Origin of the sequence: Bacillus sp. FSL K6-1012 (assembly GCF_037964915.1) — a bacterium.
Classification (GTDB): Bacteria; Bacillota; Bacilli; order Bacillales; family Bacillaceae; genus Bacillus; species Bacillus halotolerans.
This window is the reverse complement of the sequence record NZ_CP150175.1, coordinates 3,312,850-3,337,855: the sequence shown is the minus strand read 5'-3', so window position 1 is coordinate 3,337,855 and position 25,006 is coordinate 3,312,850. Positions and strand designations below refer to the sequence as shown.

27 protein-coding genes are annotated in these 25,006 nt (G+C 45.6%); 20 read left to right on the top strand and 7 right to left on the bottom strand.

The window, feature by feature from the left end; genetic code table 11:
- Window positions 1–26: 26 nt before the first annotated feature.
- Entirely contained in the window at window positions 27–527 is a 501-nt protein-coding gene (locus NSS75_RS17355) for a phosphatidylglycerophosphatase A (protein ID WP_024122730.1), read from the bottom strand.
- Between the two features lie 153 nt (window positions 528–680).
- Between NSS75_RS17355 and yutH the strand changes: the two genes are divergently transcribed.
- The 5 genes from yutH to NSS75_RS17330 all read left to right on the top strand — a co-directional run bounded on the left by yutH (window position 681) and on the right by NSS75_RS17330 (window position 7,269).
- A complete protein-coding gene (gene yutH, locus NSS75_RS17350; protein WP_216394000.1) occupies window positions 681–1,694 on the top strand; it encodes a spore coat putative kinase YutH in 1,014 nt (337 codons plus the stop codon).
- 204 nt (window positions 1,695–1,898) lie between these two features.
- Window positions 1,899–3,200: a homoserine dehydrogenase gene (locus NSS75_RS17345; protein ID WP_106019499.1), complete on the top strand. Its 1,302-nt coding sequence runs from the start codon at window positions 1,899–1,901 to the stop codon at window positions 3,198–3,200.
- Window positions 3,200–4,258 (top strand): threonine synthase, encoded by a 1,059-nt coding sequence (gene thrC, locus NSS75_RS17340; protein WP_024122727.1) that lies wholly within the window; start codon window positions 3,200–3,202, stop codon window positions 4,256–4,258. The genes NSS75_RS17345 and thrC overlap by 1 nt, the downstream gene beginning before the upstream one ends.
- Window positions 4,255–5,184, top strand: a complete 930-nt coding sequence (thrB, locus tag NSS75_RS17335) for a homoserine kinase (protein WP_101860004.1) — start codon at window positions 4,255–4,257, stop codon at window positions 5,182–5,184. Before thrC ends, thrB begins: the two co-directional genes overlap by 4 nt.
- A 108-nt stretch (window positions 5,185–5,292) precedes the next feature.
- Window positions 5,293–7,269, top strand: coding sequence for a S9 family peptidase (locus NSS75_RS17330; RefSeq protein ID WP_339234108.1), 1,977 nt, complete (start codon window positions 5,293–5,295; stop codon window positions 7,267–7,269).
- A 39-nt stretch (window positions 7,270–7,308) separates the two neighbouring features.
- On the opposite strand, the gene NSS75_RS17325 is transcribed toward NSS75_RS17330, so the two are convergent.
- Window positions 7,309–7,644, bottom strand: a complete 336-nt coding sequence (locus NSS75_RS17325) for a NifU family protein (protein WP_174754433.1) — start codon at window positions 7,642–7,644, stop codon at window positions 7,309–7,311.
- A gap of 101 nt (window positions 7,645–7,745) precedes the next feature.
- Here NSS75_RS17325 and NSS75_RS17320 point away from each other — a divergent pair, with 101 nt between their 5' ends.
- On the top strand, window positions 7,746–8,072 hold the full coding sequence (locus NSS75_RS17320; protein ID WP_024122724.1) for a YuzD family protein: 327 nt from the start codon (window positions 7,746–7,748) through the stop codon (window positions 8,070–8,072).
- A gap of 20 nt (window positions 8,073–8,092) precedes the next feature.
- Here NSS75_RS17320 and NSS75_RS17315 read toward each other — a convergent pair whose 3' ends face one another.
- Window positions 8,093–9,160 (bottom strand): NAD(P)/FAD-dependent oxidoreductase, encoded by a 1,068-nt coding sequence (locus NSS75_RS17315; protein WP_024122723.1) that lies wholly within the window; start codon window positions 9,158–9,160, stop codon window positions 8,093–8,095.
- A 263-nt stretch (window positions 9,161–9,423) separates the two neighbouring features.
- Here NSS75_RS17315 and NSS75_RS17310 point away from each other — a divergent pair, with 263 nt between their 5' ends.
- The 4 genes from NSS75_RS17310 to NSS75_RS17295 all read left to right on the top strand — a co-directional run bounded on the left by NSS75_RS17310 (window position 9,424) and on the right by NSS75_RS17295 (window position 12,429).
- Entirely contained in the window at window positions 9,424–9,660 is a 237-nt protein-coding gene (locus tag NSS75_RS17310) for a YuzB family protein (protein WP_010331736.1), read from the top strand.
- 136 nt (window positions 9,661–9,796) lie between these two features.
- Window positions 9,797–11,011, top strand: a complete 1,215-nt coding sequence (locus NSS75_RS17305; protein ID WP_103671357.1) for a NupC/NupG family nucleoside CNT transporter — start codon at window positions 9,797–9,799, stop codon at window positions 11,009–11,011.
- A gap of 122 nt (window positions 11,012–11,133) precedes the next feature.
- Complete coding sequence (gene dapF / locus NSS75_RS17300; RefSeq protein WP_339234099.1) at window positions 11,134–11,988, top strand: diaminopimelate epimerase; 855 nt, start codon at window positions 11,134–11,136, stop codon at window positions 11,986–11,988.
- 78 nt (window positions 11,989–12,066) lie between these two features.
- Window positions 12,067–12,429: an iron-sulfur cluster assembly accessory protein gene (locus NSS75_RS17295; RefSeq protein WP_095713995.1), complete on the top strand. Its 363-nt coding sequence runs from the start codon at window positions 12,067–12,069 to the stop codon at window positions 12,427–12,429.
- A 53-nt stretch (window positions 12,430–12,482) separates the two neighbouring features.
- Here NSS75_RS17295 and guaC read toward each other — a convergent pair whose 3' ends face one another.
- Window positions 12,483–13,463: a GMP reductase gene (guaC, locus tag NSS75_RS17290; protein WP_024122720.1), complete on the bottom strand. Its 981-nt coding sequence runs from the start codon at window positions 13,461–13,463 to the stop codon at window positions 12,483–12,485.
- A gap of 279 nt (window positions 13,464–13,742) precedes the next feature.
- On the opposite strand from guaC, the gene NSS75_RS17285 reads away from it, so the two are divergent.
- A complete protein-coding gene (locus NSS75_RS17285) occupies window positions 13,743–13,883 on the top strand; it encodes a hypothetical protein (RefSeq protein ID WP_101860006.1) in 141 nt (46 codons plus the stop codon).
- A gap of 40 nt (window positions 13,884–13,923) precedes the next feature.
- Here the strand turns inward: NSS75_RS17285 and yumC are convergent, their stop codons facing one another.
- Entirely contained in the window at window positions 13,924–14,922 is a 999-nt protein-coding gene (gene yumC / locus NSS75_RS17280) for a ferredoxin--NADP reductase 2 (protein WP_024122718.1), read from the bottom strand.
- A gap of 329 nt (window positions 14,923–15,251) precedes the next feature.
- Between yumC and NSS75_RS17275 the strand changes: the two genes are divergently transcribed.
- From NSS75_RS17275 to NSS75_RS17260, 4 genes are all read left to right on the top strand, one after another.
- Entirely contained in the window at window positions 15,252–16,472 is a 1,221-nt protein-coding gene (locus NSS75_RS17275) for an NAD(P)/FAD-dependent oxidoreductase (protein WP_049809958.1), read from the top strand.
- 174 nt (window positions 16,473–16,646) lie between these two features.
- Window positions 16,647–16,790 carry a YuiA family protein gene (locus tag NSS75_RS17270; RefSeq protein WP_024122716.1) on the top strand — a complete coding sequence of 48 codons (144 nt, stop codon included), beginning with the start codon at window positions 16,647–16,649 and terminating at the stop codon, window positions 16,788–16,790.
- A gap of 50 nt (window positions 16,791–16,840) precedes the next feature.
- The gene (locus NSS75_RS17265; RefSeq protein WP_024122715.1) at window positions 16,841–17,161 is read left to right on the top strand and encodes a YuiB family protein; all 321 of its coding nucleotides are present in this window, start codon (window positions 16,841–16,843) and stop codon (window positions 17,159–17,161) included.
- A gap of 103 nt (window positions 17,162–17,264) precedes the next feature.
- Entirely contained in the window at window positions 17,265–17,924 is a 660-nt protein-coding gene (locus NSS75_RS17260) for a 3D domain-containing protein (RefSeq protein ID WP_095713993.1), read from the top strand.
- A gap of 32 nt (window positions 17,925–17,956) precedes the next feature.
- On the opposite strand, the gene NSS75_RS17255 is transcribed toward NSS75_RS17260, so the two are convergent.
- Window positions 17,957–18,433 (bottom strand): divergent PAP2 family protein, encoded by a 477-nt coding sequence (locus NSS75_RS17255; RefSeq protein ID WP_044158979.1) that lies wholly within the window; start codon window positions 18,431–18,433, stop codon window positions 17,957–17,959.
- Between the two features lie 155 nt (window positions 18,434–18,588).
- On the opposite strand from NSS75_RS17255, the gene NSS75_RS17250 reads away from it, so the two are divergent.
- Both NSS75_RS17250 and NSS75_RS17245 read left to right on the top strand, forming a co-directional pair.
- A complete protein-coding gene (locus NSS75_RS17250; protein ID WP_339234091.1) occupies window positions 18,589–20,091 on the top strand; it encodes a leucyl aminopeptidase in 1,503 nt (500 codons plus the stop codon).
- Between the two features lie 144 nt (window positions 20,092–20,235).
- Entirely contained in the window at window positions 20,236–21,564 is a 1,329-nt protein-coding gene (locus tag NSS75_RS17245; protein WP_095713991.1) for a Na+/H+ antiporter family protein, read from the top strand.
- A 71-nt stretch (window positions 21,565–21,635) separates the two neighbouring features.
- On the opposite strand, the gene NSS75_RS17240 is transcribed toward NSS75_RS17245, so the two are convergent.
- Window positions 21,636–22,238, bottom strand: coding sequence for a biotin transporter BioY (locus tag NSS75_RS17240; RefSeq protein WP_024122710.1), 603 nt, complete (start codon window positions 22,236–22,238; stop codon window positions 21,636–21,638).
- A 100-nt stretch (window positions 22,239–22,338) separates the two neighbouring features.
- Here NSS75_RS17240 and NSS75_RS17235 point away from each other — a divergent pair, with 100 nt between their 5' ends.
- From NSS75_RS17235 to NSS75_RS17225, 3 genes are all read left to right on the top strand, one after another.
- A complete protein-coding gene (locus NSS75_RS17235) occupies window positions 22,339–22,935 on the top strand; it encodes a sulfite oxidase-like oxidoreductase (RefSeq protein WP_024122709.1) in 597 nt (198 codons plus the stop codon).
- 212 nt (window positions 22,936–23,147) lie between these two features.
- The gene (besA, locus tag NSS75_RS17230; RefSeq protein ID WP_101860010.1) at window positions 23,148–24,017 is read left to right on the top strand and encodes a ferri-bacillibactin esterase BesA; all 870 of its coding nucleotides are present in this window, start codon (window positions 23,148–23,150) and stop codon (window positions 24,015–24,017) included.
- A gap of 187 nt (window positions 24,018–24,204) precedes the next feature.
- A complete protein-coding gene (locus NSS75_RS17225; RefSeq protein ID WP_095714062.1) occupies window positions 24,205–24,990 on the top strand; it encodes a 2,3-dihydro-2,3-dihydroxybenzoate dehydrogenase in 786 nt (261 codons plus the stop codon).
- The last annotated feature ends 16 nt before the right edge of the window (window positions 24,991–25,006 follow it).

The window sequence follows — 25,006 nt, the reverse complement described above, 5'->3', positions numbered from 1 at the left end:
AAAAGGGCGCCCCAAAAGGGTGCCCTTTATTCTGTATGCCGCGCGCGGTGTGCAAGCCTGCTGGAGGCCGCAGCGGAAATGGCGCCGACAATGTCATCAAGAAATGTATGGCATTCGCCGGTTGATTTATCATTTAAACGGCCGAGGATACCGGGTTTTTCTTTGTCGATGTAGCCATAGTTTGTAAACCCGATGGACCCGTAAATATTCACGATGGAAAATGCCAGAACTTCATCTACTCCATATAGGCTTTCATCTATCTCCAGCATCGTTTGCAGCGGTTCAGACAGTTTTTTCTGCTCAGCAAGAACGTCCAATTCAATGCCCGTTAAAATCGCGTTTTGCACCTCACGCTTTGCGAGGACCCGATTCACATTCAACGTGCATTCATCCATGGTTAAATCCGGATGATATTTTTTCTGCAGAAAAAAGACAAGCTCGGCAATATCGGATACCTCAACGCCGCGCTCCTTCATCCGTTCTCTTGCTTTGGCTTCCATCTGACTGATTTGTTCTTTATCTGACATCAACTTCACCCAATCTTTTTTTACTAGTTTATACAAAACGTACGAGATGTTTACGACTTTTTCTTGCTCCTTCGTCGGATTAAAATATGTATTCATAATTCCGCCTGTGTATGACTACGATGTGATGAGCCCTAATTCAACAGGCAGGTGATCATTGTGAAAGGCACAATAAAAGAAAAATACGGCATTCATATCAGGCAGCTTTCAATGTATCAGCATACGTATCAATGCTTTCAAACACCGAATTCCTTCTTTTTGATTGTTCCCGTTTCCCATTTTTCAGATGAGGAGCTGGCGGAGCTTTATTACATGAGTCAGTATTTACAAGAACAAAGTGACCCATACGTTTCCGTTTTTATCTTTACAAAAGAAGGCGAGCTGACCTTTGAACATGAAGGAAAAACGTACGCCCTGCTGAAGGCGGCCCCTCCTTTTTCAAACCGGGCATTTTCCATAGGGACAGAAATGGCGGAGTTTCATCGAAAGGGCAGAGGATACCCGTACGAAGTGAAGGAGGCCGGAAGAATCGGGCAGTGGAAAGACCTGTGGGGAAAACGCATTGATCAGCTTGAAGCGTTTTGGCAGCGAAAGGTTCATACCCCTCCGCACGAGCCCTTTGATAAAAAAATGATTGAATCGTTTCCATATTATTTAGGACTGTCAGAAAACGCGATTCAATATTTAGTCGATACCGAGCTCGATGACAAACCGCAAGCAGCTGATTCAGGAACAATATGCCATCAGAGGATGGAAAAAAATACGTGGTCTTCTGAATCCCTAATCAGGATTCCGGCTGACTGGGTATTTGACCACGCTGCACGCGATTTAGCCGAATATATGAGACACACATTTTTGCATCATCGTGATGATTTTAACCGGCAGGGCTTTCGCTTTTTGCAGGAATATGAGCAAATCACACCGCTGTCTTCATTTTCGAAACGTCTTTTGTACAGCCGTCTCCTTTTTCCGCTTCATTATTATGAAATCGTGGAAGGCTACTATATTTCTTCAGAATCGGAAAAGCACTATTATGAAGAGCAGCTCGACTACATTCTCAGCGATTCGGGCTATGAACAATTTCTGAATGCCGCCCAGGAGTTTATGAACATGAGAGCGCAGAACATTTTTGTCCCCCCTGTCAGCTGGCTCGGAAAGGGCGGCTTGTAAGGAAGGAGAAAATCTGACAAAAATAATTAGAAAATAAAGAATCTTGTCATATCAATTGGTTAAGCGTTTACATTCGCAAAATTCAGCAGATTGTTGTCTTGTCAAAACAGAAATGGGCTTATATAATATTTGTAACTTATATGTCTGTGTTGAGTTAACAATTGTCTCTCTTGAGAGGACAATCCGAAGAAGGGTGGAGTTTTTTTGAAAGCAATTCGTGTAGGGCTTTTAGGCTTAGGTACCGTCGGAAGCGGTGTCGTTAAAATTATTCAAGACCATCAGGATAAGCTGATGCATCAGGTTGGCTGTCCAATTACAATAAAAAAAGTGCTTGTGAAAGATTTAGAGAAAAAAAGAGAAGTAGATTTGCCGAAGGAAGTGCTCACGACAGAAGTATATGATGTGATCGACGATCCAGATGTTGATGTCATCATCGAGGTGATCGGCGGTGTTGAGCAGACAAAGCAATATTTGCTTGACGCTTTGAGATCGAAAAAACACGTTGTCACGGCAAACAAAGATTTAATGGCCGTGTACGGTTCTGAACTGCTAGCTGAAGCAAAGGAAAATGGCTGTGATATTTACTTCGAAGCCAGCGTTGCCGGCGGGATTCCAATTCTTCGCACATTAGAGGAAGGCCTCTCATCAGACAGGATTACTAAAATGATGGGAATCGTAAACGGAACAACGAACTTTATCTTAACCAAAATGATTAAAGAGAAAAGCCCTTACGAGGAAGTGCTTAAGGAAGCGCAGGATCTGGGGTTTGCCGAAGCTGACCCGACTTCAGATGTGGAAGGGCTCGACGCCGCACGGAAAATGGCAATATTGGCGCGTCTCGGCTTCTCAATGAACGTCGATCTGGAAGATGTCAAAGTGAAGGGGATCTCCCAGATTACAGACGAGGATATCAGCTTCAGCAAACGTCTCGGCTACACAATGAAGCTGATCGGAATTGCCCAGCGTGACGGCAGCAAAATTGAAGTCAGCGTTCAGCCGACGCTGCTTCCAGACCACCATCCGCTTTCTGCCGTGCATAATGAATATAACGCCGTCTACGTGTATGGCGAAGCTGTCGGAGAGACGATGTTCTATGGCCCGGGAGCGGGAAGCATGCCGACAGCCACATCAGTTGTGTCTGACCTGGTTGCTGTCATGAAAAACATGCGTCTCGGCGTAACCGGCAACAGCTTTGTTGCGCCGCAATATGAGAAAAACATGAAGTCGCCGTCCGATATTTATGCACAGCAATTTTTGAGAATTCACGTGAAGGATGAGGTAGGCTCATTCTCGAAAATCACGTCTGTGTTCTCAGAACGGGGCGTCAGCTTTGAGAAAATTCTTCAGCTGCCGATTAAGGGGCATGATGAGTTAGCAGAAATCGTCATCGTCACACACCACACATCAGAAGCTGATTTCAGTGATATCCTGCAAAACTTAAATGATTTGGAAGTCGTTCAAGAAGTCAAAAGCACATATCGTGTAGAAGGGAACGGTTGGAGCTAATGTGGAAAGGACTTATCCATCAATATAAAGAGTTTTTACCCGTAACGGATCAAACACCGGCGCTTACGTTACATGAAGGCAATACGCCGCTCATTCATTTGCCGAAGCTGTCTGAACAGCTCGGGATTGAGCTCCATGTCAAAACAGAAGGCGTAAACCCTACTGGATCTTTTAAAGACCGCGGGATGGTCATGGCGGTGGCAAAGGCGAAAGAAGAAGGCAACGACACGATTATGTGCGCGTCAACCGGAAATACATCAGCGGCTGCGGCTGCTTATGCAGCCCGCGCCGATATGAAATGTATTGTCATCATCCCGAACGGGAAAATCGCGTTTGGCAAGCTCGCTCAAGCAGTCATGTACGGAGCTGAAATCATTGCGATCGACGGCAACTTTGACGATGCCCTTAAAATTGTCCGTTCAATTTGTGAAAAATCACCGATCGCGCTTGTCAACTCGGTCAACCCTTACCGCATCGAAGGCCAAAAAACAGCTGCCTTTGAAGTATGCGAACAGCTGGGCGAAGCACCGGACGTTTTGGCGATTCCGGTCGGAAACGCGGGAAACATCACAGCGTACTGGAAGGGCTTCAAAGAATATCATGAGAAAAACGGCACTGGCCTTCCGAAAATGCGCGGTTTTGAAGCGGAAGGTGCAGCTGCGATCGTCCGCAACGAAGTCATTGAAAACCCGGAAACAGTGGCAACAGCGATTCGTATCGGAAACCCGGCAAGCTGGGATAAAGCTGTAAAAGCGGCTGAGGAGTCCAATGGGAAAATTGACGAAGTCACTGACGATGAAATTCTTCATGCGTATCAGCTGATTGCCCGTGAAGAAGGCGTGTTTGCAGAACCGGGCTCCTGCGCATCTATTGCAGGTGTGCTGAAACAAGTAAAATCCGGAGAAATTCCGAAAGGCAGCAAGGTTGTGGCTGTGTTAACAGGGAACGGGCTGAAAGACCCGAACACAGCGGTCGACATTTCTGAAATGAAGCCGGTCACCCTGCCGACTGATGAAGACAGCATCCTCGAATACTTAAAAGGAGCGGCCCGTGTATGAACGATGCCGACATGCTGTTCTCTGTCACTGTTCCAGGAAGCACGGCTAACCTAGGCCCCGGCTTTGATTCAGTCGGAATGGCGCTCAGCAGATATTTGAAGCTGACCGTCTTTGAAAGCGATCAATGGTCTTTTGAAGCTGAAACAGAAACAGTCGCCGGAATTCCGGCGGGTACAGATAATATGATCTATCAAGTGGCGAAACGGACGGCAGATATGTACGGAAAAGCAATGCCTCCTGCACATGTGAAAGTGTGGAGCGACATCCCGCTTGCACGCGGTCTTGGCAGCAGTGCTGCGGCCATAGTGGCGGCTATAGAACTGGCAGACGAATTATGCGGTTTACAGCTCTCCGAAGCAGACAAGCTGCATTTAGCCAGCCTTGAAGAAGGACATCCGGACAATGCAGGCGCTTCTCTCGTCGGCGGGCTTGTGATCGGACTGCATGAAGACGACGAGACGCAAATGATCCGCGTGCCGGATGCCGACATTGATGTTGTGGTTGTCATTCCTTTTTACGAGGTGCTGACAAGAGACGCGCGGGACGTGCTCCCGGCAGAGTTTCCATATGCGGACGCTGTAAAAGCCAGCGCCGTCAGCAACATTCTCATCGCGGCGATCATGTCAAAGGATTGGCCGCTCGTCGGAAAAATCATGAAAAAGGATATGTTCCATCAGCCGTATCGGGCGATGCTTGTCCCGGAATTGTCTAAAGTGGAGCATGTTGCCGAGATGAAAGGCGCTTATGGAACTGCCCTCAGCGGAGCGGGCCCGACGATTCTCGTCATGACCGAAAAAGGAAAAGGAGAAGCGCTGAAAGAGCAACTCGCACTTCATTTCCCGCATTGTGAAGTCGACGCTTTGACCGTTCCGAAAGAGGGAAGTATAATAGAGCGAAATCCTTTCTATCAAGTGAAAAGTGTATAGTTCATTCCAAGCGTTCCTCAGCGTGAGCAGAGGACGCTTTTTTTCTTCATGATATAAAGGGATTTTTATTTAGAAAAACGAAATACATGTAAAAAGGAGGAGATTGATATGAAAAAGCTGATGACCGCCGAAGATATGACAGCCATTGTCTCGGTGACGGACCCTCAATACGCCCCGGACGGCAAGCGTGCGGCTTATGTGAAGTCACAAGCAAACAAAGAGAAAGATTCATATACTTCAAATATATGGGTATATGATGCGGAAAGCGGCGCGTCCATTCCTTGGACACACGGAGAAAAGCGGAACACTGATCCTAGATGGTCTCCGGACGGACGCCAAATTGCGTTTGTTTCTGACCGTGATGGCGAAGTGTCTCAGCTTTATATAATGAGCGCTGAAGGCGGTGAGGCAAAAAAACTGACTGATATTCCGTATGGTGTGTCTCAGCCAGTATGGTCTCCGGATGGAGAGTCAGTGCTTGTCACGGTCAGCCTGGGAGATGAAGAAAGTGTTTATGATCAAGAGAAAACGGAACCCGACAGCTTTGAACCGGTTGAAGTGCATGGTTTAGCCTATAAACGGGACGGAAAAGGGCTGACGAGAGGGGCGTATGCGCAGCTTGTGCTTGTCAGCGTGAAGTCTGGTGAGGTAAAACAGCTGACAAATGAAAAAGCTGACCACTTCGATCCGGCTTTTTCTCCTGACAGCAAATCTATCGTTTTTTCAGCTAATTTGACTGAAACGGATGATGCCAGCAAGCCGCACGATGTCTGCTTGGTGTCGCTGGAGACTGAAGATCTCAAGCTGATTACCTCTCATCGCGGCTCATTCGGACCCAGCTCTTTTTCACCGGACGGAAGGTACCTTGCTTTGCTTGGGCATGAACAGGAATATCGGAATGCAACGCTAGAAAAAGCGTGGCTTTATGATATAGAGCAAGACCGCCTTACGTGTCTCACTGATATGCTGGACGTTCACTTAGCGGATGCGTTGATTGGAGACTCACTGATAGGAGGAGCTGAACAGCGCCCGGTTTGGACAAAAGACAGTCAAGGGTTTTATGTCATCGGCACAGAACAAGGCAGCACGGGAATCTATTATGTTTCTATAGAAGGACTCGTATATCCGATTCGGTTAGAAAAAGAATATATCAACAGCTTTTCCATTCATCCTGATGAACAAAGCTTTATTGCCAGTGTGACAAAGCCTGGCAGACCTAGTGAGCTATACAGCATTCCGCTTGGACAGGAAGAAAAACGGCTGACTGATGCGAATGACAAGTTTGTTGACGAGCACCTCATTTCGTTACCTGAAGACATTCAATATGTGACAGAAGACGGGATGACGGTGAACGGCTGGCTGATGAAACCTGCTCAGGCTGCAGAGGGCAAAAACTATCCGCTTATTCTCAATATACACGGCGGTCCGCATATGATGTACGGGCATACATATTTTCACGAATTTCAGGTGCTGGCGGCGAAAGGATATGCAGTGGTTTATGTAAATCCAAGAGGAAGCCATGGCTACGGACAGGAATTTGTGAACGCAGTCAGAGGGGATTACGGCGGAAAAGACTATCAGGACGTGATGCAGGCAGTGGATGAGGCGATCAAAAGAGACCCGCAGATAGATGCCGAGCGGATAGGGGTCACAGGCGGAAGTTACGGAGGCTTTATGACCAACTGGATCGTGGGGCAGACAAATCGTTTTAAAGCAGCTGTCACTCAGCGTTCGATTTCAAACTGGCTCAGCTTTCACGGCGTTAGTGATATCGGCTATTTTTTCACGGACTGGCAGCTTGAGCATGACATGTTTACCGATACAGAAAAACTGTGGGACCGTTCCCCTTTAAAATATGCGGCAGACGTGGAGACGCCCCTTTTAATTCTTCATGGCGAACGTGATGACCGGTGCCCGATTGAACAGGCTGAACAGCTTTTTATCGCCTTGAAAAAAATGGACAAGGAAACCGTGCTGGTCCGTTTTCCGAAAGCGTCGCATAATTTGTCACGCAGCGGACACCCGGGACAGCGGATCAAGCGCCTGGCCTATATAAGCTCATGGTTTGACCAATATCTCTCATAAAAAAAGCCAGGCTGATCAAATATCAGCCTGGCTGCTTTATTAAAAGACTTGTTCTACTTCAATTACACCAGGCACTTCTTCAAGAAGAGCGCGTTCAATTCCGGCTTTCAGCGTAATTGTTGAACTTGGGCAGCTGCCGCATGCGCCTAGAAGACGAAGTTTAACAATACCTTCATCAACGTCTACAAGCTCACAGTCACCGCCGTCACGAAGTAAAAACGGACGAAGTTTGTCCAGTACTTCCTGCACCTGTTCTTTCATTTCAACTTCAGTCATGACATTCGCTCCTTTCGTCGTCATAAAACCATTATATTCAGTGTAACAATAAAAATCTATTGTTTGGTTTGCAGAATTGCTCCCATTATTATAGCACATTCAGACTTGAACACAAAAACGGTTTTTTTCTATAAAAACGTCTTTTGTCTCTGTATACTTAATAGAAAGAATGTAACGCAGAGAAATGGGGGCACTTATCAATGACCAAAACAGTCATGCTCAGCGTATATGGGGCAGAAACCGTTTGTGCAAGCTGTGTCAATATGCCGACGGCTAAAGATACATATGAATGGCTTGAGGCTGCGCTGAAAAGAAAATATCCGAATCAGCCTTTTGAAATCCAATACATCGACATTTACGAGCCGCCTGACGTCGAAAACGTAAAACAGCTTGCGGAAAAAATCAGAAATGACGAATATTTTTATCCGCTCGTCCTCGTAGAAAATAAAATTGTCGGAGAAGGCAATCCGAAATTGAAGGATGTATATGAGGAAATGGAGAGATACGGTTATACAGAAAACCGCTGACTTCATCAGCGGTTCTGCTATTATCCGTTATGGTGTTTGTACATCCACAGCAAGCCGGATTTCAGCAAACGCGGAACACGGCCGATCAGCGGCCGGTCAGCAACAAGTCCGAAGCCGGCTTTTTTTCCGAGTGAACCTAAAACGCCTTTCAGCTTAAACTGAGGCATTGATTCAGGAAGGGCTTCACCATTCCAGCGTTTTTGCAATATTTGGACAATCTGTTCAGCTTGAGCTTCTGCCAGCTGGGCACTCGGTGCGTGAGGAAGGCTGGCACAATCTCCGACAACGTACAGATGTTCATCACCCGGGACATTGTGATGAGGGGTTAACACGACACGGCCTTGTGCGTCCTTTTCCACATCCAAGTCTCTGACGACTTTATTCGGCTGTATGCCGGCTGTCCATACGATGGCGTCTGCGGAAATTGCGTCATCGTGGTTATACACAACGCCTTCTTCTACTCTTGTGATATTTGCCCTGTTAATAATGCGGACACCGTGCTCTTCGAACCATTTTTGCACATATTTGCTCAAACGCTCGGGAAAGCTTGATAAAATGAGATCTCCGCGGTCAAACAAAATAATGTTCAGATCGTCACGGCTTTCTCTTAATTCACTTGCAAGTTCAACGCCGCTAAGGCCTGCTCCGACAATGGCAACAGTCGCTTCGGCGCATAAGTTGTTCAGCTTTTGATAGGTTTCGCGGGACTGATCGATGGTTTGAATGCTGTAGGTGAATTCGGGCGCTCCCGGCACGTTATGATATTTATCCTCGCAGCCGAGCCCGATCACTGCGTCATCGTAAGAAATCGGTTCGCGGTCATGGAACAGCACTTGTTTTTGTGCAATATCAATTGATGAAATATCGCCGTACTCGACATCCAGGCGAGGGTGCTCTGGGAACGTCACTCTGATATGGTGGTCAGAAATTGTGCCTGCGGCAAGGGCATAATATTCTGTTTTTAAGCAGTGATAAGGATTTCTGTCAATTAACGTGATTGAAACATCATGAGGCAGCTGGTTGGGCAATAAGCGATGAAGAACACGCATGTTTCCGTAACCTCCGCCGATCAAGACCAATTTTTTCATTTGAATTCCCCTTTAACCCGAAGAGTATGATAGACACATTGATGAAAAATACGAACTTTGTAAAATAACATCTAGAATTATATCGAATTTGATCTAAAATCACAATATTAGTTTCAAAATAACCTACAAATTAGCCTTAAAACGCAAATTAGTAAAACGTTATTGCAGGAATGATATGTTACGATAATAAATTTTAATGCGTTCGTTGTCTTTGACGAATAGTGAAAAATTCGCGATAATGTTCATATGTGAGGTGAAACCGCATGAATCCAATGATTGAATTTTGTGTAAGCAATCTGGCTCACGGCTCTCAGGAAGCCCGAGCGATTTTAGAGAAAGATCCGAATCTGGATGTTCTTGAATACGGCTGTTTAAGCTATTGCGGGAAATGTATGGAATCACTATTCGCTCTAGTAAACGGAGAAGTCGTTACGGGTGAAACACCTGCTGAGCTTGTTGAGAATATATATACATTTATTGAAGAAAACCCAATGTTTTGAAGAAAAGGGCCTGTCTCAGGCCCTTTTTTATTTTGCGGTACAAAAGTACTGAAAAAATGTGTAGACATCAAAAAATATTATTGTTATCGTATAAAAGATTTGTTTTAAATAAATTTTAAGAGGTGTAGGTGTATTCATGAATGTTCTTTGGGGACTGCTCGGCGCAGTTGGGATAATCGCCATCGCGTTTTTATTTTCAGAAAAGAAAAGCAATATTAGAATAAGAACCGTCATCGTTGGTTTATGTATACAGGTGGCGTTTGGATACATCGTGTTGAAATGGGAAGCGGGACGCGCTGTTTTTTTATGGTTTTCAAGCCGTGTACAGCTTCTGATTGATTATGCGAATGAAGGCATCAGTTTCATATTTGGGCCGCTTTTAAAAGTCGGCGACAGCCCGGCGTTTGCATTAAGTGTACTGCCTGTTATCATTTTCTTCTCAGCACTGATCGCAGTTTTATATCATTTGAAAATCATGCAGCTCATTTTCCGTGTGATCGGCGGCGGATTGTCGAAACTTCTTGGTACAAGCAAAACGGAATCTCTTGCGGCTGCTGCTAATATTTTTGTAGGGCAATCGGAATCTCCGTTAGTGATCAGGCCCCTCATTGCAGGACTGACGCGCTCTGAACTGTTTACAATTATGACGAGCGGTCTATCGGCTGTTGCGGGTTCAACTTTGTTTGGCTACGCCCTTCTCGGTATTCCGATTGAATACTTGCTCGCGGCGAGCTTCATGGCTGCTCCTGCGGGTCTGGTATTCGGAAAATTACTCATTCCTGAAACGGAAACGCCGCAAACAGTAAAAGGCGATTTCAAAATGGATGAAGGCGAAGGAGCGGCCAATGTAATTGACGCGGCTGCAAAGGGTGCGTCAACAGGTCTGCAAATTGCGCTGAACGTTGGTGCGATGCTGCTTGCATTCGTCGCATTAATCGCCGTGGTCAATGGTATTCTCGGCGGTGTTTTCGGCTTGTTCGGTTTAAAAGATGTCACATTAGAATCTATCCTCGGCTATGTATTTTCTCCAATCGCCTTTATGATTGGTGTGCCATGGCATGAAGCCTTGCATGCCGGAAGCTTTATCGGCCAGAAATTGGTGCTGAATGAGTTTGTCGCTTATTCTAACTTCGGTCCGCACATCGGCGAGTTTTCTAAAAAAACCGCTACGATTATCAGTTTTGCGTTATGCGGGTTCGCAAATTTCTCTTCGATTGCGATTATGCTCGGTACGCTTGGCGGTTTAGCGCCAAGCCGCCGCTCAGATATCGCACGCCTCGGGTTAAAGGCTGTTCTGGCGGGAACATTAGCCAATCTGCTGAGCGCGGCTATTGCCGGCATGTTCATATAAAAGATAAAAGCTCCTTGCGTCATTGCAAGGAGCTTTTATGTATGAAAAACGGGGGATAATTGTATTGTGTCCGTTTATAATAGCTTTTATACTAAGAAAAAGAGAAAAAGTTGGAGGCATCTATGAACTCATTTCGATTTACCAAAATGCACGGACTTGGAAACAGCTATATATACGTGAATCAATTTGAAGAACAACTGCCGGAAGAACAACTGTCTGAAATAGCGGTTCAAGTGTCTTCCGTTTATACAGGGATCGGCTCCGACGGTATGATCCTCATATGTCCTTCAGATCAAGCACCTGTCAAAATGCGGATTTTTAATAATGATGGGTCTGAAGGGAAAAACTGCGGCAACGGCCTGCGCTGCGTTGCAAAATACGCGTATGAGCATATGCTGGTTGAGGAAACATCTTTTCTGATTGAAACCCTCTCCGGGCTTGTAAAAGCGGAAGTTCAAGCTGAAAACGGAAAAGTGAATGTTGTCACTGTCGATATGGGTGAACCGCGTCTGACAAAAGCCGAGCTTCCGATGCTTGGCGGCGGTGAGGAGCAAACCATTAATGAAACAATGACATTTGGCGAAGCTGAACTAAAAGGCACCGCGGTTTCCATGGGCAATCCGCATATCGTTTTTCCGATTGCCGATATTGAACAGGCACCGCTGACGACATTGGGACCGGTGATTGAAAAAGATCCAAGATTTCCGGAAGGTGTGAATGTCGAGTTTGTGGAAACCGTGAATGAGCATGAACTGCACTTCCGCGTGTGGGAACGGGGATCAGGCATCACACAGGCTTGCGGAACAGGCGCTTGTGCAGCGGCTGTCGCATCTGTTTTAAACGGCGTATCAAGACGAAATGAAGACATTACGGTTCATTTAGCGGGCGGAGATTTGGTCATTAATTGGAAAGAGAACGGCCATGTGATGATGACAGGTCCGGCAGAGACTGTTTGTGAGGGCGTCTATTTTTTATAAAACAGCTAGTTTGAGAAATGAGCCGATCAAGTTTATAATAAAAGACAACATCCGGTTTCTAAAAGGAGGTTCACATTAATGACCAACCCTGTAACAATTACAGAAGCAGCAGCTTTGCATATAAAAGATATGATGAAAGAGCATGAAGAAGAAAACGCGTTTCTGCGTGTCGGCGTTAAAGGCGGCGGCTGCAGCGGCCTTTCATACGGAATGGGCTTTGAGCATGAAAAAAGCGAAGCAGACAGTATGTTTGAGGAGCACGGCATTACTGTTCTCGTTGACAAAGAAAGCCTTGATATCATGAACGGCACTATTATAGACTTTAAGCAATCCATGCTTGGCGGCGGTTTTACCATCGATAATCCAAACGCCATCGCCTCATGCGGCTGCGGTTCTTCTTTCAGGACAGCGACGAATGCAGGTAAACCAGAAGAGTGCTAATAATAGAAAAAGCCAAGTCAAGCGGCGAGCCGCTGACTTGGCTTTTTTTATTTTTAATACTTATCTCCATTAAAAATCGAATTCTTCACGATGACATAATCCACATTGCGGATAGCCTCCAGCTTAGTTCCGCCAGCATAAGAAATAGAAGATTGAAGATCCTGTTCCATTTCAATCAGCGTATCCATGATTGCGCCTTTATGCTCTACGTGCATTTTTTTGCCTTCAACATTTTTCTTTTCGCCTTTTTGATATTCAGAGGCTGAGCCAAAGTATTCTTTGTAGAGCTTTCCGTCTTTTTCAATGGTTTGTCCCGGTGATTCCTCGTGTCCGGCAAATAGTGAACCGATCATGACCATGGTGGCGCCGAATCGAATTGATTTTGCGATGTCGCCATGGGTGCGGATTCCGCCATCCGCGATAATCGGTTTGCTGGCGGCTTTTGCGCACCAGCGCAGCGCGGCTAATTGCCATCCGCCTGTGCCGAAACCGGTTTTAATTTTCGTTATACATACTTTTCCCGGTCCGATGCCGACTTTTGTGGCATCCGCTCCGGCATTTTCGAGCTCTCTGACCGCTTCCGGTGTTCCGACATTTCCCGCGATGACAAAGCTGTCCGGAAGATGTTTTTTGAGGTGCTGAATCATCTCAATGACGGCATTGGAATGTCCGTGAGCGATGTCGATGGTCACGTATTCAGGGACCAGATTTTCTTCTGCCAGGTGACGGACAAATTCATACTCCTCATCTTTGACCCCAACGCTGATAGAAGAGAATAGGCCGCGTGCGTTCATGTCCTTTATAAAGTCAATCCGTTTTTCAGGTTCAAAGCGGTGCATCACATAAAAGTAGCCGTTTTCGGCTAATGAAACCGCAAGTTTCTCATCTATAATCGTCTGCATATTGGCAGGAACGACGGGCAATTTAAATGTACGTCCGCCTAAACGCACGGATGTATCACATTCAGAACGGCTGTTCACAATACATTTTGCAGGAATTAGCTGAATATCTTCGTAATCAAACACGTTTTCCATAGAATCCACTCCTAAATACGAATATTTATAATAAATATATATCAAATGTTCGCCTTGTATAATGTACTCTGTTTGAGAGAGGATGTCAAACGATTTATCTGATGATGGATGTGATCCAGGTGCGGAAGCTTGTCATTCACGATGAGTTTGGGTATCATAGTCTTAACGAATGATCTCATAGAGCGGATGATAAAACGCTAATATATAAGTTCAGCACAGCTTGGTCCTACAGCACCAGGCTTTCTTTATGACATGGATATGTGAAAGGAGCGAGTGGAGATGACTCAAAACGAAGAACAAACACCGAAGTCCCAAAAGATCCAAGACCGCATTATCATGGCCATGATCTGGGTTGTAGCAGCCCTTGTGATTGCGCTGGTTATCGGAACTGCGATGAATTATATAAATATCTTTAAATAAAAAAGGAGCTGTGTCATCTTGACACAAACTCCTTTTTTTATTATTTATTTTCAAAAAGACTTGTAGAGTGCAGAGGCTGTACGCGAGCTTTCGGGTCCATGTAAGCTTTCGCGTTGTTAACAGCTGTCGGTGCTTCGCCGAAGCCGCTTGCGATCAGGTTGACTTTTCCTTCGTATGTGCAAATGTCACCTGCTGCGAAGAAGCCTTCGATATTTGTTTCCATCGTTGATTTGACGACAATGGAATTTTTCTCAATTTCAAGTCCCCAGTTTTTAATCGGTCCAAGAGATGAGACGAAGCCGTAGTTGACAATTAAGTCATCGATTTCTAAAATCTCTTTGCGCTCGCCTTTCACTTCCTCAAGCACAAGCTGCTCGATTTTGTCTTCTCCGATGAGCTCTGTCGGAACAAATGGAGTCAGGACATTCACTTTAGATGCGTGAAGGTTTTCCACACTGTGCTCATGCGCGCGGAATTTATCGCGGCGGTGAACGATGGAAACTTCTTTTGCGATTGGCTCAAGCATAAGCGCCCAGTCAACCGCTGAATCTCCTCCGCCCAGAATCGCAACGCGTCTGCCGGCAAATTTTTGTAAATCATCAACGAAGTAGTGAAGGTTTTTGCCTTCGTATTGTTCGGCTGTTTCAAGCTCGAGCTTTCTTGGTTTGAATGCGCCGTTTCCTGCAGTGATGATGACCGTTTTAGAGTAATGGGTTTCTTCGTTTGTCACAAGCTTAAACACGCCGTCTGCTTGTTTTTCAACAGATTCAACCGCTTGCTCTAAACAAATCGTTTGGTCGAATTTCGCCATTTGCTCTTTTAAGTTGTTCACTAGCTCTTGGGCGCGGATTTTCGGGAATCCTGCTACGTCATATATATATTTCTCAGGGTACAGGGCACTAAGCTGTCCGCCAAGCTGAGGCAGGCTTTCGATAATTTTGACGCTTGCCTGTCTCATGCCTCCGTAAAAAGCGGTGAATAAGCCGACCGGTCCCCCGCCTATAATTGTAATATCATAAACCTTTGTATCCTCTCGCATACGAAAATTGCCTCCTAAATGAAAATTGTTATTAATTATACCATATTGCTCTTAAAATTGACGAGTCAGCAGAAAAATTTGCGAGTGCATTGTATGCGCATTCATTCTTGATCATATGCCCGCGGGCCGATACGATAAGAAAAAAATGAATTCATCTTTTTTCTGAATGTTTCATGAACCAGCCGGATACACATGATAGTAGTGCTATGGGTGTGGACTTCACAAAAAACTTTTCAATATATTTCATAAAATCCTGCCAATAAGCTGAAGATAACACAAATGATGATTTTTATATGCGTCTAACAGAAAAAAAAGAGAAGGTGGATGTGATGGCATTGAATAAGCCCAAAATCGTGATTTTAGGTGCAGGTTATGGCGGATTGATGACAGTGACAAGGCTGACGAAGCATGTCGGTCCGAATGATGCTGATATTACGCTTGTGAATAAACACAATTATCATTATGAAACGACATGGATGCACGAAGCGAGCGCCGGCACGCTCCATCATGACCGCTGCCGTTATCAGATAAAAGATGTAATCAACCAGTCACGTGTCAATTTTGTACAGGATACCGTGAAGGCAATCAAAATAGACGAGAAGAAAGTTGTGCTTGCCAATGGAGAGCTGCAGTACGATTATTTAGTTATCGGCCTCGGAGCGGTACCTGAAACGTTCGGCATTAAAGGCTTAAAAGAATTTGCGTTTCCGATCGCCAATATCAATACATCTCGTGTGCTTCGGGAACATATTGAGCTGCAATTTGCGACTTACAACATCGAAGCTGAAAAAAGGCCGGACAGGTTAACAATCGTTGTCGGGGGAGCCGGGTTTACGGGTATTGAATTTCTTGGCGAACTGGCTGCCCGCGTGCCGGAGCTCTGCAAGGAGTATGACGTTGACAGAAGCCTTGTACGCATTATCTGCGTAGAAGCAGCGCCGACCGTATTGCCGGGCTTTGATCCCGAGCTTGTCGATTATGCTGTTCACTATCTTGAGGAGAATGGCGTTGAGTTTAAAATCGGCACGGCGGTTCAAGAGTGTACCTCAGAAGGAGTCACAGTCGGCAAAAAAGATGAGGAGCCCGAGCAAATCAAATCGCAAACGGTGGTGTGGGCGGCAGGTGTCCGCGGACATCCGATTGTGGAAGAAGCCGGCTTTGAAAATATGCGCGGCCGGGTGAAAGTCAATCCTGATCTTCGCGCGCCCGGACATGACAACGTGTTTATTCTCGGCGACAGCTCGCTGTTTATCAATGAAGACACTGACCGTCCTTATCCGCCGACCGCCCAAATTGCGATGCAGCAGGGAACTACGGTCGCTAAAAACATTGCAAAACTCATTAAGGGCGGCGAGCTTGAAGAATTCAAACCTGATATAAAAGGAACGGTGGCTTCTCTCGGCGAGCATAATGCGGTCGGAGTCGTGTACGGAAGAAAACTGAAAGGCACGCCGGCTTCTTTTATGAAAAAAGTCATCGATAACCGCTCGCTGTTTTTAATCGGCGGACTCGGACTCACACTGAAAAAAGGCAAATTTAAGTTTTTCTAAAAACCCGCTCTCCGCGGGTTTTGTTTTATTAAAAAACGTCAAAATAAAAAGAGAACAAGAGCAAAATAAAAATGTTTCCGCTTACATCAAAAGATTTGTCACATGATCTGACTTTATCATTGACAGCTCGGTATGGTATTATTATCTGAAAATTAAGAAAAAGGTGATGCTAAGATGAAAACCGCAACGACAACCGCTTCACAGGCATGCCCGTTTTGCTCAGGGAAAGGGTATTTTCAATTAATCCTCGGCGGTTCAGAAACTTGTCCTTCATGTCAGGGGACAGGTAAAGACAGTCATTCATTTTCCAGCCGTTGACTTTTTAAAAGCCCCCGCGGTACACTAAAAGTAACGCAGGGGGTGGGGTTTTGATTAGTCTGCCAGTCGTTATCATCTCAATTGTTTTATTTTTTGTTTTGTTTTTTGGAATCGGTTTCTTATTAAACATGCTGCTGAGAATGTCCTGGATTATGGCTGTGATTTATCCGATTGTATGCCTATTTATAATCAGCAAGGAAAAGCTGATCAGCTATATCCAATCGCCAGGCGAATCCTTTGCCAGCCTGTTTCAGAGAATCGTATCGTTAGCTGCTGCAGATGTATTGATTTTAGCCAGCGGTCTGGCCGGCGCCATTGTCTCAGGCATAGCGATCAACATGCTCAGAAAAAGAGGATATCAGATGTTTTAATGCCGCTTTCTTTCTTAAGAAAGCTTTTTTTGTGCCTTCAGCGCATTCACCGTTTTGAATATTGCTCCCGCTATTTGGGAACAATGATTCGGAGGAGAGGTGAATAATGTTGAAAATGATCAGACGTTTGCTGATGGCCTGTTTATTTCTGCTCGCGTTTGCCACGACATATTTAGCCATATCAGGAGTAGAGGCGAAGGACTTATCAAAATGGGTGCAAGAAAATAATGAGAAGCACTCGAAGAATACAGGGCTGACATTAAAAGCATTGCAGCAGAAAAACGAAAAAACGATGTCCGCTGCAGCCAAAGCAAAAGACAAACCATTGGAAGAAGCCTTTGACTGGAACCAGTATCCGGCGCGAAAAGTAACGGCTACAGGCTATACAGCGGGAGTCGAATCGACGGGTAAAAAACCTGGTGATCCATTATACGGGCTTACATATTCAGGTGTTAAAGTGAAAAGAGATTTATACTCTACGGTTGCCGCCGATCCATCCGTTTTTCCGATCGGCACCATTTTATTCATCCCGAACTATGGTTTGGGCGTCGTTGCGGACACAGGATCGGCCATCAAGGGAAACCGCATTGATCTGTACTTTGAAACCGTTCATGATGTCTACAATGAATGGGGCAAAAAAACCCTGGACGTGTATGTGATTAAGAAGGGGACCGGAAAAGTCACTGAGGATGAACTGGTAAAGCTTAATGAAACAAAATCATTGCAGGTGTTCAGAAATCAATATAAAACCGTGAAAGAATAAAACGCTCCAGCTGCGGCTGAAGCGTTGTTTTTTTACAGAAAAAAGTATGCCAGTGCCAGTGTTAATAAAATTCCTGTCAATCCCCCAAAAAAGACCTCGATTGGCTGATGGCCGAGAAGCTCTTTTAGCTTTTTTTGTTTTTCTTTCTCTTCGGCTTTCGGGAAATCTTTTGCTTCATTCACAAAACGGTTAAAATCAATCACAAGTTTATTAATGACTGTTGCCTGCTCGCCGGCATGACGTCTGACGCCGGTTGCGTCAAACATGGTAATGACGGCAAAAATGGCTGAAACCGCAAAGAGAGAGGAACCTAATCCATGCTCTAAGGCTACGCCTGTAGAGAGCGCCGTAACAGCTGCGGAGTGGGAACTCGGCATGCCGCCTGTGCTTGTCACCAGCGACCAGTCCAGTTTTCTGGATACGATAAATTGTATCGGCACTTTAATGACTTGTGCAAAGATGATGGCAGCAAGGCTTGATAATAAAGGAAAATTCATAAAAAGTTCCATAGGCGACATCCTTTCTATATGAAAATCTTTCGTGTTACAAAAGAAAAAAGCAGGTCTTTGTCTGTTGTTTGATAAAATAAATGTAAGGAAAGAATGTTTTTCCTATTATACCATTGTTCATTACAAATACCCATTACGTTAGGAGTGTAAGCCTTATGTTTTATGCGGTTCAACAATTAGAGCATACTGAAACCCTAGTGGTCGGACTTTTTCAAAAAAGCCAGCTGACAGGCAAAGCAAAGGAAATTGATGAAAAACTGGAAGGCCATCTGACTCAGCTTCTGAAAGACGGTGATGTCTCTGCCAAACGGAATCAAGTATCAAAAGTATTCCCTCCGTCCGCCGCTGGTATGAAACGTATTTATTTCGTCGGTTTGGGAAGAGAGGCGAATTATTCATTTGAAGAGGCGAAGGAAAGCTTTGCCCATGTTTTTCAAGCCATTCATAAAGACAGAAAACAAGAGGCTGCCGTACTGCTTGACACATTTATTTGTGAAGAAGTTCCCGCAGCGGATGCCGCTCACGCATTAGCTGAGAGCTGCCTGCTTGCTTCTTATGAGGTGCAGGATTATAAGCACAAATCTAATGAGCCGGATAAACAGCTTGAATCCATCTATGCCGTCACAGATGAAGATACACAAGAAGTGCAGGCCGGTCTTCTTGTCGGCCGGGCATACGGGCAGGGCACAAATTCGGCGAGAACGCTTGTTAATATGCCGGGAAATATGCTGACAGCAACTGACTTGGCTTCTTATGCGTCCGAGCTTGCGGCGAAGTATGATTTTGAGTGTGAAATATTGGAGAAATCGGATATGGAAGAGCTCGGTATGGGCGGAATCCTTGCGGTAAACCAAGGCTCTGCCGAACCGCCCAAAATGATTGTCTTGAAGTATCAGGGCAAAAAGGAATGGGAAAACGTTATCGGGCTTGTCGGAAAAGGAATTACCTTTGACACAGGCGGTTACTCTATTAAAACGAAAACAGGAATTGTCGGCATGAAATCCGATATGGGAGGAGCGGCAGCGGTCCTTGGCGCAATGGAAACGATCGGCGAGCTTCGTCCGGAGCAAAATGTGCTGGCTGTCATTCCGTCAACCGACAACATGGTTTCAGGCGGAGCGATGAAGCCTGACGATGTCATCGTGTCATTAAGCGGAAAAACAATTGAAATCCTTAACACGGATGCAGAAGGAAGGCTTGTGCTTGCAGACGGCCTTACATATGCAAAACAGCATGGCGCGTCTGTACTTGTTGATGTGGCAACGCTCACCGGCGGCGTTGTTGTGGCATTGGGCACAGAAACAACCGGCGCCATGACAAATAACGAGAGCTTTTATCAGCGGGTGGCTGAAGCTGCGGAAGAGTGCGGTGAGGCCATCTGGCAGCTGCCGATTACAGAAAAGGATAAAAAACGTGTGAAAAACAGCCAAATGGCGGATTTAAACAATTCACCGGGACGGGAAGGCCATGCCATTATGGCAGGAACGTTTCTAGGTGAGTTTGCTGAAACGACTCCTTGGGTCCATCTTGATATTGCAGGCACAGCAACTTCAAGTAAAGCAAGCTGCTTCGGTCCGTCCGGTGCAACCGGCGTCATGGCAAGAACACTGGCTACGCTGGCAGAAAGATTCACAGCGGAAGAAGACGCAAAAGCATAATAAATATAGCCCTGCTGCGATTTCGCGGCAGGGTTTTTTTCTCCAAAATCTTTAGTTGACTAAAGTATTATGAATATGATAAGATACTTTCGTACTTTATTTATCTACTACATTAGCAAACTAAAGGATTTTTGGAGGGGTATCATGAATGCAGTCGTAATCGCAGTGCTGCTTATGCTTGTCTTAAGTCTTCTGCGTGTCAATATAGTTATTGCTTTAATCATAGGTGCTTTGGCCGGCGGCTTAACAGGAGGACTCGGTCTGGGTGAAACGGTTAAAGCCTTTACAGAAGGGCTCGGCGGAAATGCCACCGTTGCAGTCAGCTACGCTATGCTTGGTGCGTTTGCTGCGGCTTTAACGAAAACAGGTCTTCCGGATGCTATGGTAGAAGCTTCTGTGAAATTAATTGGAAACAAAGAAGATACTCGAAAAAAGGCACTGTCTAAAGTGCTTATCGTACTGATTATTTTAATCGTAGCTTGTTTTTCACAAAACGTGGTACCGGTTCACATCGCATTTATTCCTGTGCTGATACCGCCGCTTTTGAAAATCTTTAATGAGCTTGAAATGGACCGCAGGCTGATTGCGTGTGTGATTACGTTCGGCTTAACGGCTCCTTATATTGTACTGCCTGTTGGCTTCGGCCAGATATTCCAAGGCATGCTGAAGGACAACATGGCCGATGCGGGTTTAAACGTTCCGCTTGGCGATATCCCGTACGCGCTGATTATACCGGTTGCAGGCATGGTTGTCGGTTTGATTTTATCAGTAGTCGTTTATCGAAAACCAAAAGTGTATGAAACAAAAGAAATCTCAGGTGTAAAAGCATCTCCATATACGAAAAAAAGCTTGGGAATCGCGGTTCTCGCCATTTTAGTGTCACTCGGCGTCCAGCTTTATTTATCGCAGACATTGGGAGTAGAAGGGATGATTATGGGGGCGCTGGCCGGTCTGATTATTCTGTTTGTCAGCGGTGTAATGAAACGTGACGAAGCGGATTCATTGATTACTGACGGTATGGTATTAATGGCCTTTATCGGATTTGTTATGCTTGTTGCAGCCGGTTTCTCAAATGTATTGACAAAAACCGGAGATGTCGAGTCATTGGTCAAAACATCAGCAGGTATTATCGGGCACAGTCAGTCGCTGGGTGCATTACTGATGCTGATTGTCGGCTTGCTGATTACTATGGGAATCGGCTCATCTTTTGCAACGATTCCGGTGATCACAACGATCTTTGTGCCTCTATGTATGCAGCTCGGATTCAGCCCGATGGCAACGATTGCGATTATCGGAGCGGCTGCCGCGCTTGGCGACGCCGGTTCACCTGCCAGCGACAGTACACTTGGCCCGACTTCGGGTCTGAGTGCGGACGGACAGCATCACCACATTTGGGACACTTGTGTGCCGACATTTATCTTTTATAACATTCCGCTTGTTATTTTTGGCTGGATTGCGGCGCTTGTCTTATAGAAAAAAGGCTCTCCATAACGGGAGAGCCTTTTTTGTTTATCATTTCAAAAAACCGTCCATCGGAACGGATTTTAAGTGGACGATATTTGATGTCTGTTAAAGCCGGTTGCTTTATGAATAGAGCGGTAGATCGCAGGTGCGATAAACGTCAGCAGCACAGCCAGTGCCGTGTCTTTTACCATAAACCAAGTCATAAAGCCCCAAGCCGTGCCGTAGCTCACCGGTGTATGAATCCACAGCTTCAGCGCAAGATACATATAGGTGGTGCCGATGATATACATAATGGCCGTTCCGATAAGAGAAGCAATCAGAAAACGGATTTTACTTGGCTGAATTTTGCGTTCTAATAACCATCCAGCTGCGAATGCTGCAGGAATATATGAGATAATGAAGCCGCCGCTTTTACCTGCAAATGGTGCGAAGCCCGCGGAAAACTGAGCGAACACTGGTGCCCCGGCCAATCCGACAAGCGCATATACAAGCATCGCGATAGCAGCGCGTTTGCTGCCGAGAAGCAAAGCCGCCAAGAGGCAGAAAAACGGCTGCATCGACAGCGGAATGCCGGCAACTTGCAAAAAGGGCGCGACTGATGTAATGTTGGCGCCGACAGCCATAAGTGCGGCGAACATGCCGATCAGCGCCATATCACCCGCACGAAGTTTAGGTTGTTTCATCGTTGTTCCCCCTTAGGTTTACATACACAATCATAGAGTAATAAAGATCTGAATGATTGTCAACATAAATATAATTTAGGTTAACAAAAGGAGGATTTGCATGTATTTCGGAAAAATAAAACAGGCAGATCAGTCAGGAAGAGTGCCGCCCAATCAAAATGTGACGACTTCGTTTCCTGTGCTTCATACGGGGAACGTTCCGTATTATGAGGATATGACGAAGTGGAATCTGCAAGTATACGGATTGGTTGATCACCCGATGCTTTTAAGCTTTGAAGATATAAAAGCTTTTCCTCAGTGCGAATCAGAAAATGACATTCATTGCGTGACAGGCTGGTCGCGGCTTGATAACGTTTGGCAGGGGGTAAGGACAAGGGATATTGCGGAGAAAGCCGGGGTAAAAGAAGAGGCGGGCTATGTCATTTTACACGCGGAAGAGGGCTGGACGACAAATCTGCCGCTCGATGACTTTTTGGCTGAAACATCACTGCTCGCTTATGCGCATAACGGCGAACCTTTAACGCCTGAACACGGCTTCCCGCTGCGAGGGGTGTTTCCTCATTTGTATTTTTGGAAAAGCGCTAAGTGGCTGCGCGGCATCCAATTTACGAAAGAAAATCATCCCGGTTTTTGGGAGCAGAACGGCTATCATATGAGAGGCGACCCTTGGCGGAATCAGAGATTTACATGGGATTAAGGTTCTAGTAAACGTAGGATAATCAGCATCTTTTACAGGATTTTATTTCCATATTGCTAGTCATCAGGTACCTTATTTAGAGAAGGTGCCTTTTTTATTAAGGAAAAAGTTGACTTTGTTTGCCAGAAAACCTATTATTTGAGTTGTCTAGTTGATAGTGAAAATCATTATCATAAATGCAGCCAGTTTTAAGGAGAGGAATGTCGTACTGCATGATTGAGAAAAAAACAGATGAGGCTAAAGGCGGGACCTACAACGCATTTACCATTCCGGGAACGGAAGTGCGTAAAATGTCTTCACGCAATGACAGCCGCGGCTATCAAATCTTTATCTCAAAACCGAGCACGGAGCCGCCGCCTTCTGGTTATCCGGTTATTTATCTGCTCGATGCCAATTCTATCTTCGGTACAATATCGGAAGCTGTTCGAGTGCAGGGGCGCCGTCCTGAGAAAACAGGGGTGATTCCCGCTGTAATTGTCGGTATTGGCTATGACACAACAGAACCGTTTTCTTCTGCGCGCCACCGGGATTTTACAATGCCTACGTCTTACTCGGAGCTTCCGGTAAGGCCTGACGGCAAAGAATGGCCGGAGCATGGAGGAGCGGGGGACTTTTTAAGGTTTATTGAGGAGGACCTCAAACCGGAGATTGAACAAGATTATGAGATTGACAGAAACAGACAAACGATCTTTGGTCACTCTCTTGGCGGGCTCTTCGTTTTGCAGGTGCTCTTAACGAAACCGGATGCATTCCAAACGTATATCGCGGGCAGTCCGTCCATTCATTGGAATAAACCATTTATTGAAAAGGAAACTGAGCGTTTCGTTTCCTGTTTAAAGAAAAACGATCAGCCTGTCAATCTTCTGCTTGCGGCAGGAGAATTGGAAAAGCATCATAAATGCCGAATGAACGATAACGCGAAGGAGCTTTACGAGCGGCTGTCTACTTTGGCTGAACAAGGCATACGGACAGAATTTTGCGAGTTTTCAGGAGAAGGACATATTTCGGTTCTTCCTGTTTTGGTCAGCAGGGCATTGCGTTTCGCGCTTCACCCTGACGGCCCGCACATATCAATGAGCTGAGAATTGTCTCAGCTCCCATATTTGTCACAAAAATTATATTTGACTGTCGGATGACATAAGGATATGATTATTTTTATAATTGATAATGATAATCATTATCAATTGATTGTGATTAATGGTAAGGTGAAGCAGTCTTTTTCGCAAAATGTCATTTTTGGCGTTACAAGCGAAGAAAGGAAATGATGAAATGAATGTAAGAGGTATAGAAGGCAAGATCGCATTGATTACAGGGGCTGCCCAAGGAATAGGTGAAGCTGTTGCACGGACGCTTGCCGGTCAGGGGGCGCACATTGCTGCGGTTGATTACAATCCAGAAAAGCTCGAAAAAGTCGTGAACAGCCTCAAAGCTGAGGGGTGTCATGCCGAAGCCTTTCCGGCGGATGTGAGAGACAGTGCGGCGATTGACGATATCACGGCTCGAATCGAACGTGACATGGGCCCGATTGACATATTGGTGAACGTAGCGGGTGTGCTTCGGCCAGGGCTGATTCATTCTCTCAGTGATGAGGAATGGGAGGCCACTTTCTCAGTGAATTCGACTGGTGTTTTTAACGCGTCGCGCTCAGTCAGCAAATATATGATGAACCGCAGATCCGGTTCGATTGTAACAGTAGGATCAAATGCAGCCGGTGTGCCAAGGACATCTATGGCGGCATATGCCTCATCAAAGGCAGCGGCCGTGATGTTTACAAAGTGCCTTGGCCTTGAGCTTGCAGAATACAACATTCGCTGCAATATTGTTTCTCCCGGATCAACGGAAACAGACATGCAGTGGTCCTTATGGGCTGATGAAAATGGAGCAGAGCAAGTCATCAAAGGATCGCTTGATACATTTAAAACGGGAATTCCGCTCAAAAAACTGGCCCAGCCTTCGGATATTGCGGATGCCGTGCTCTTTTTGGTTTCTGAGCAGGCAGGCCATATTACGATGCACAATTTATGTGTAGATGGCGGCGCGACCTTAGGCGTATAACTTAACTCAAAGGAGG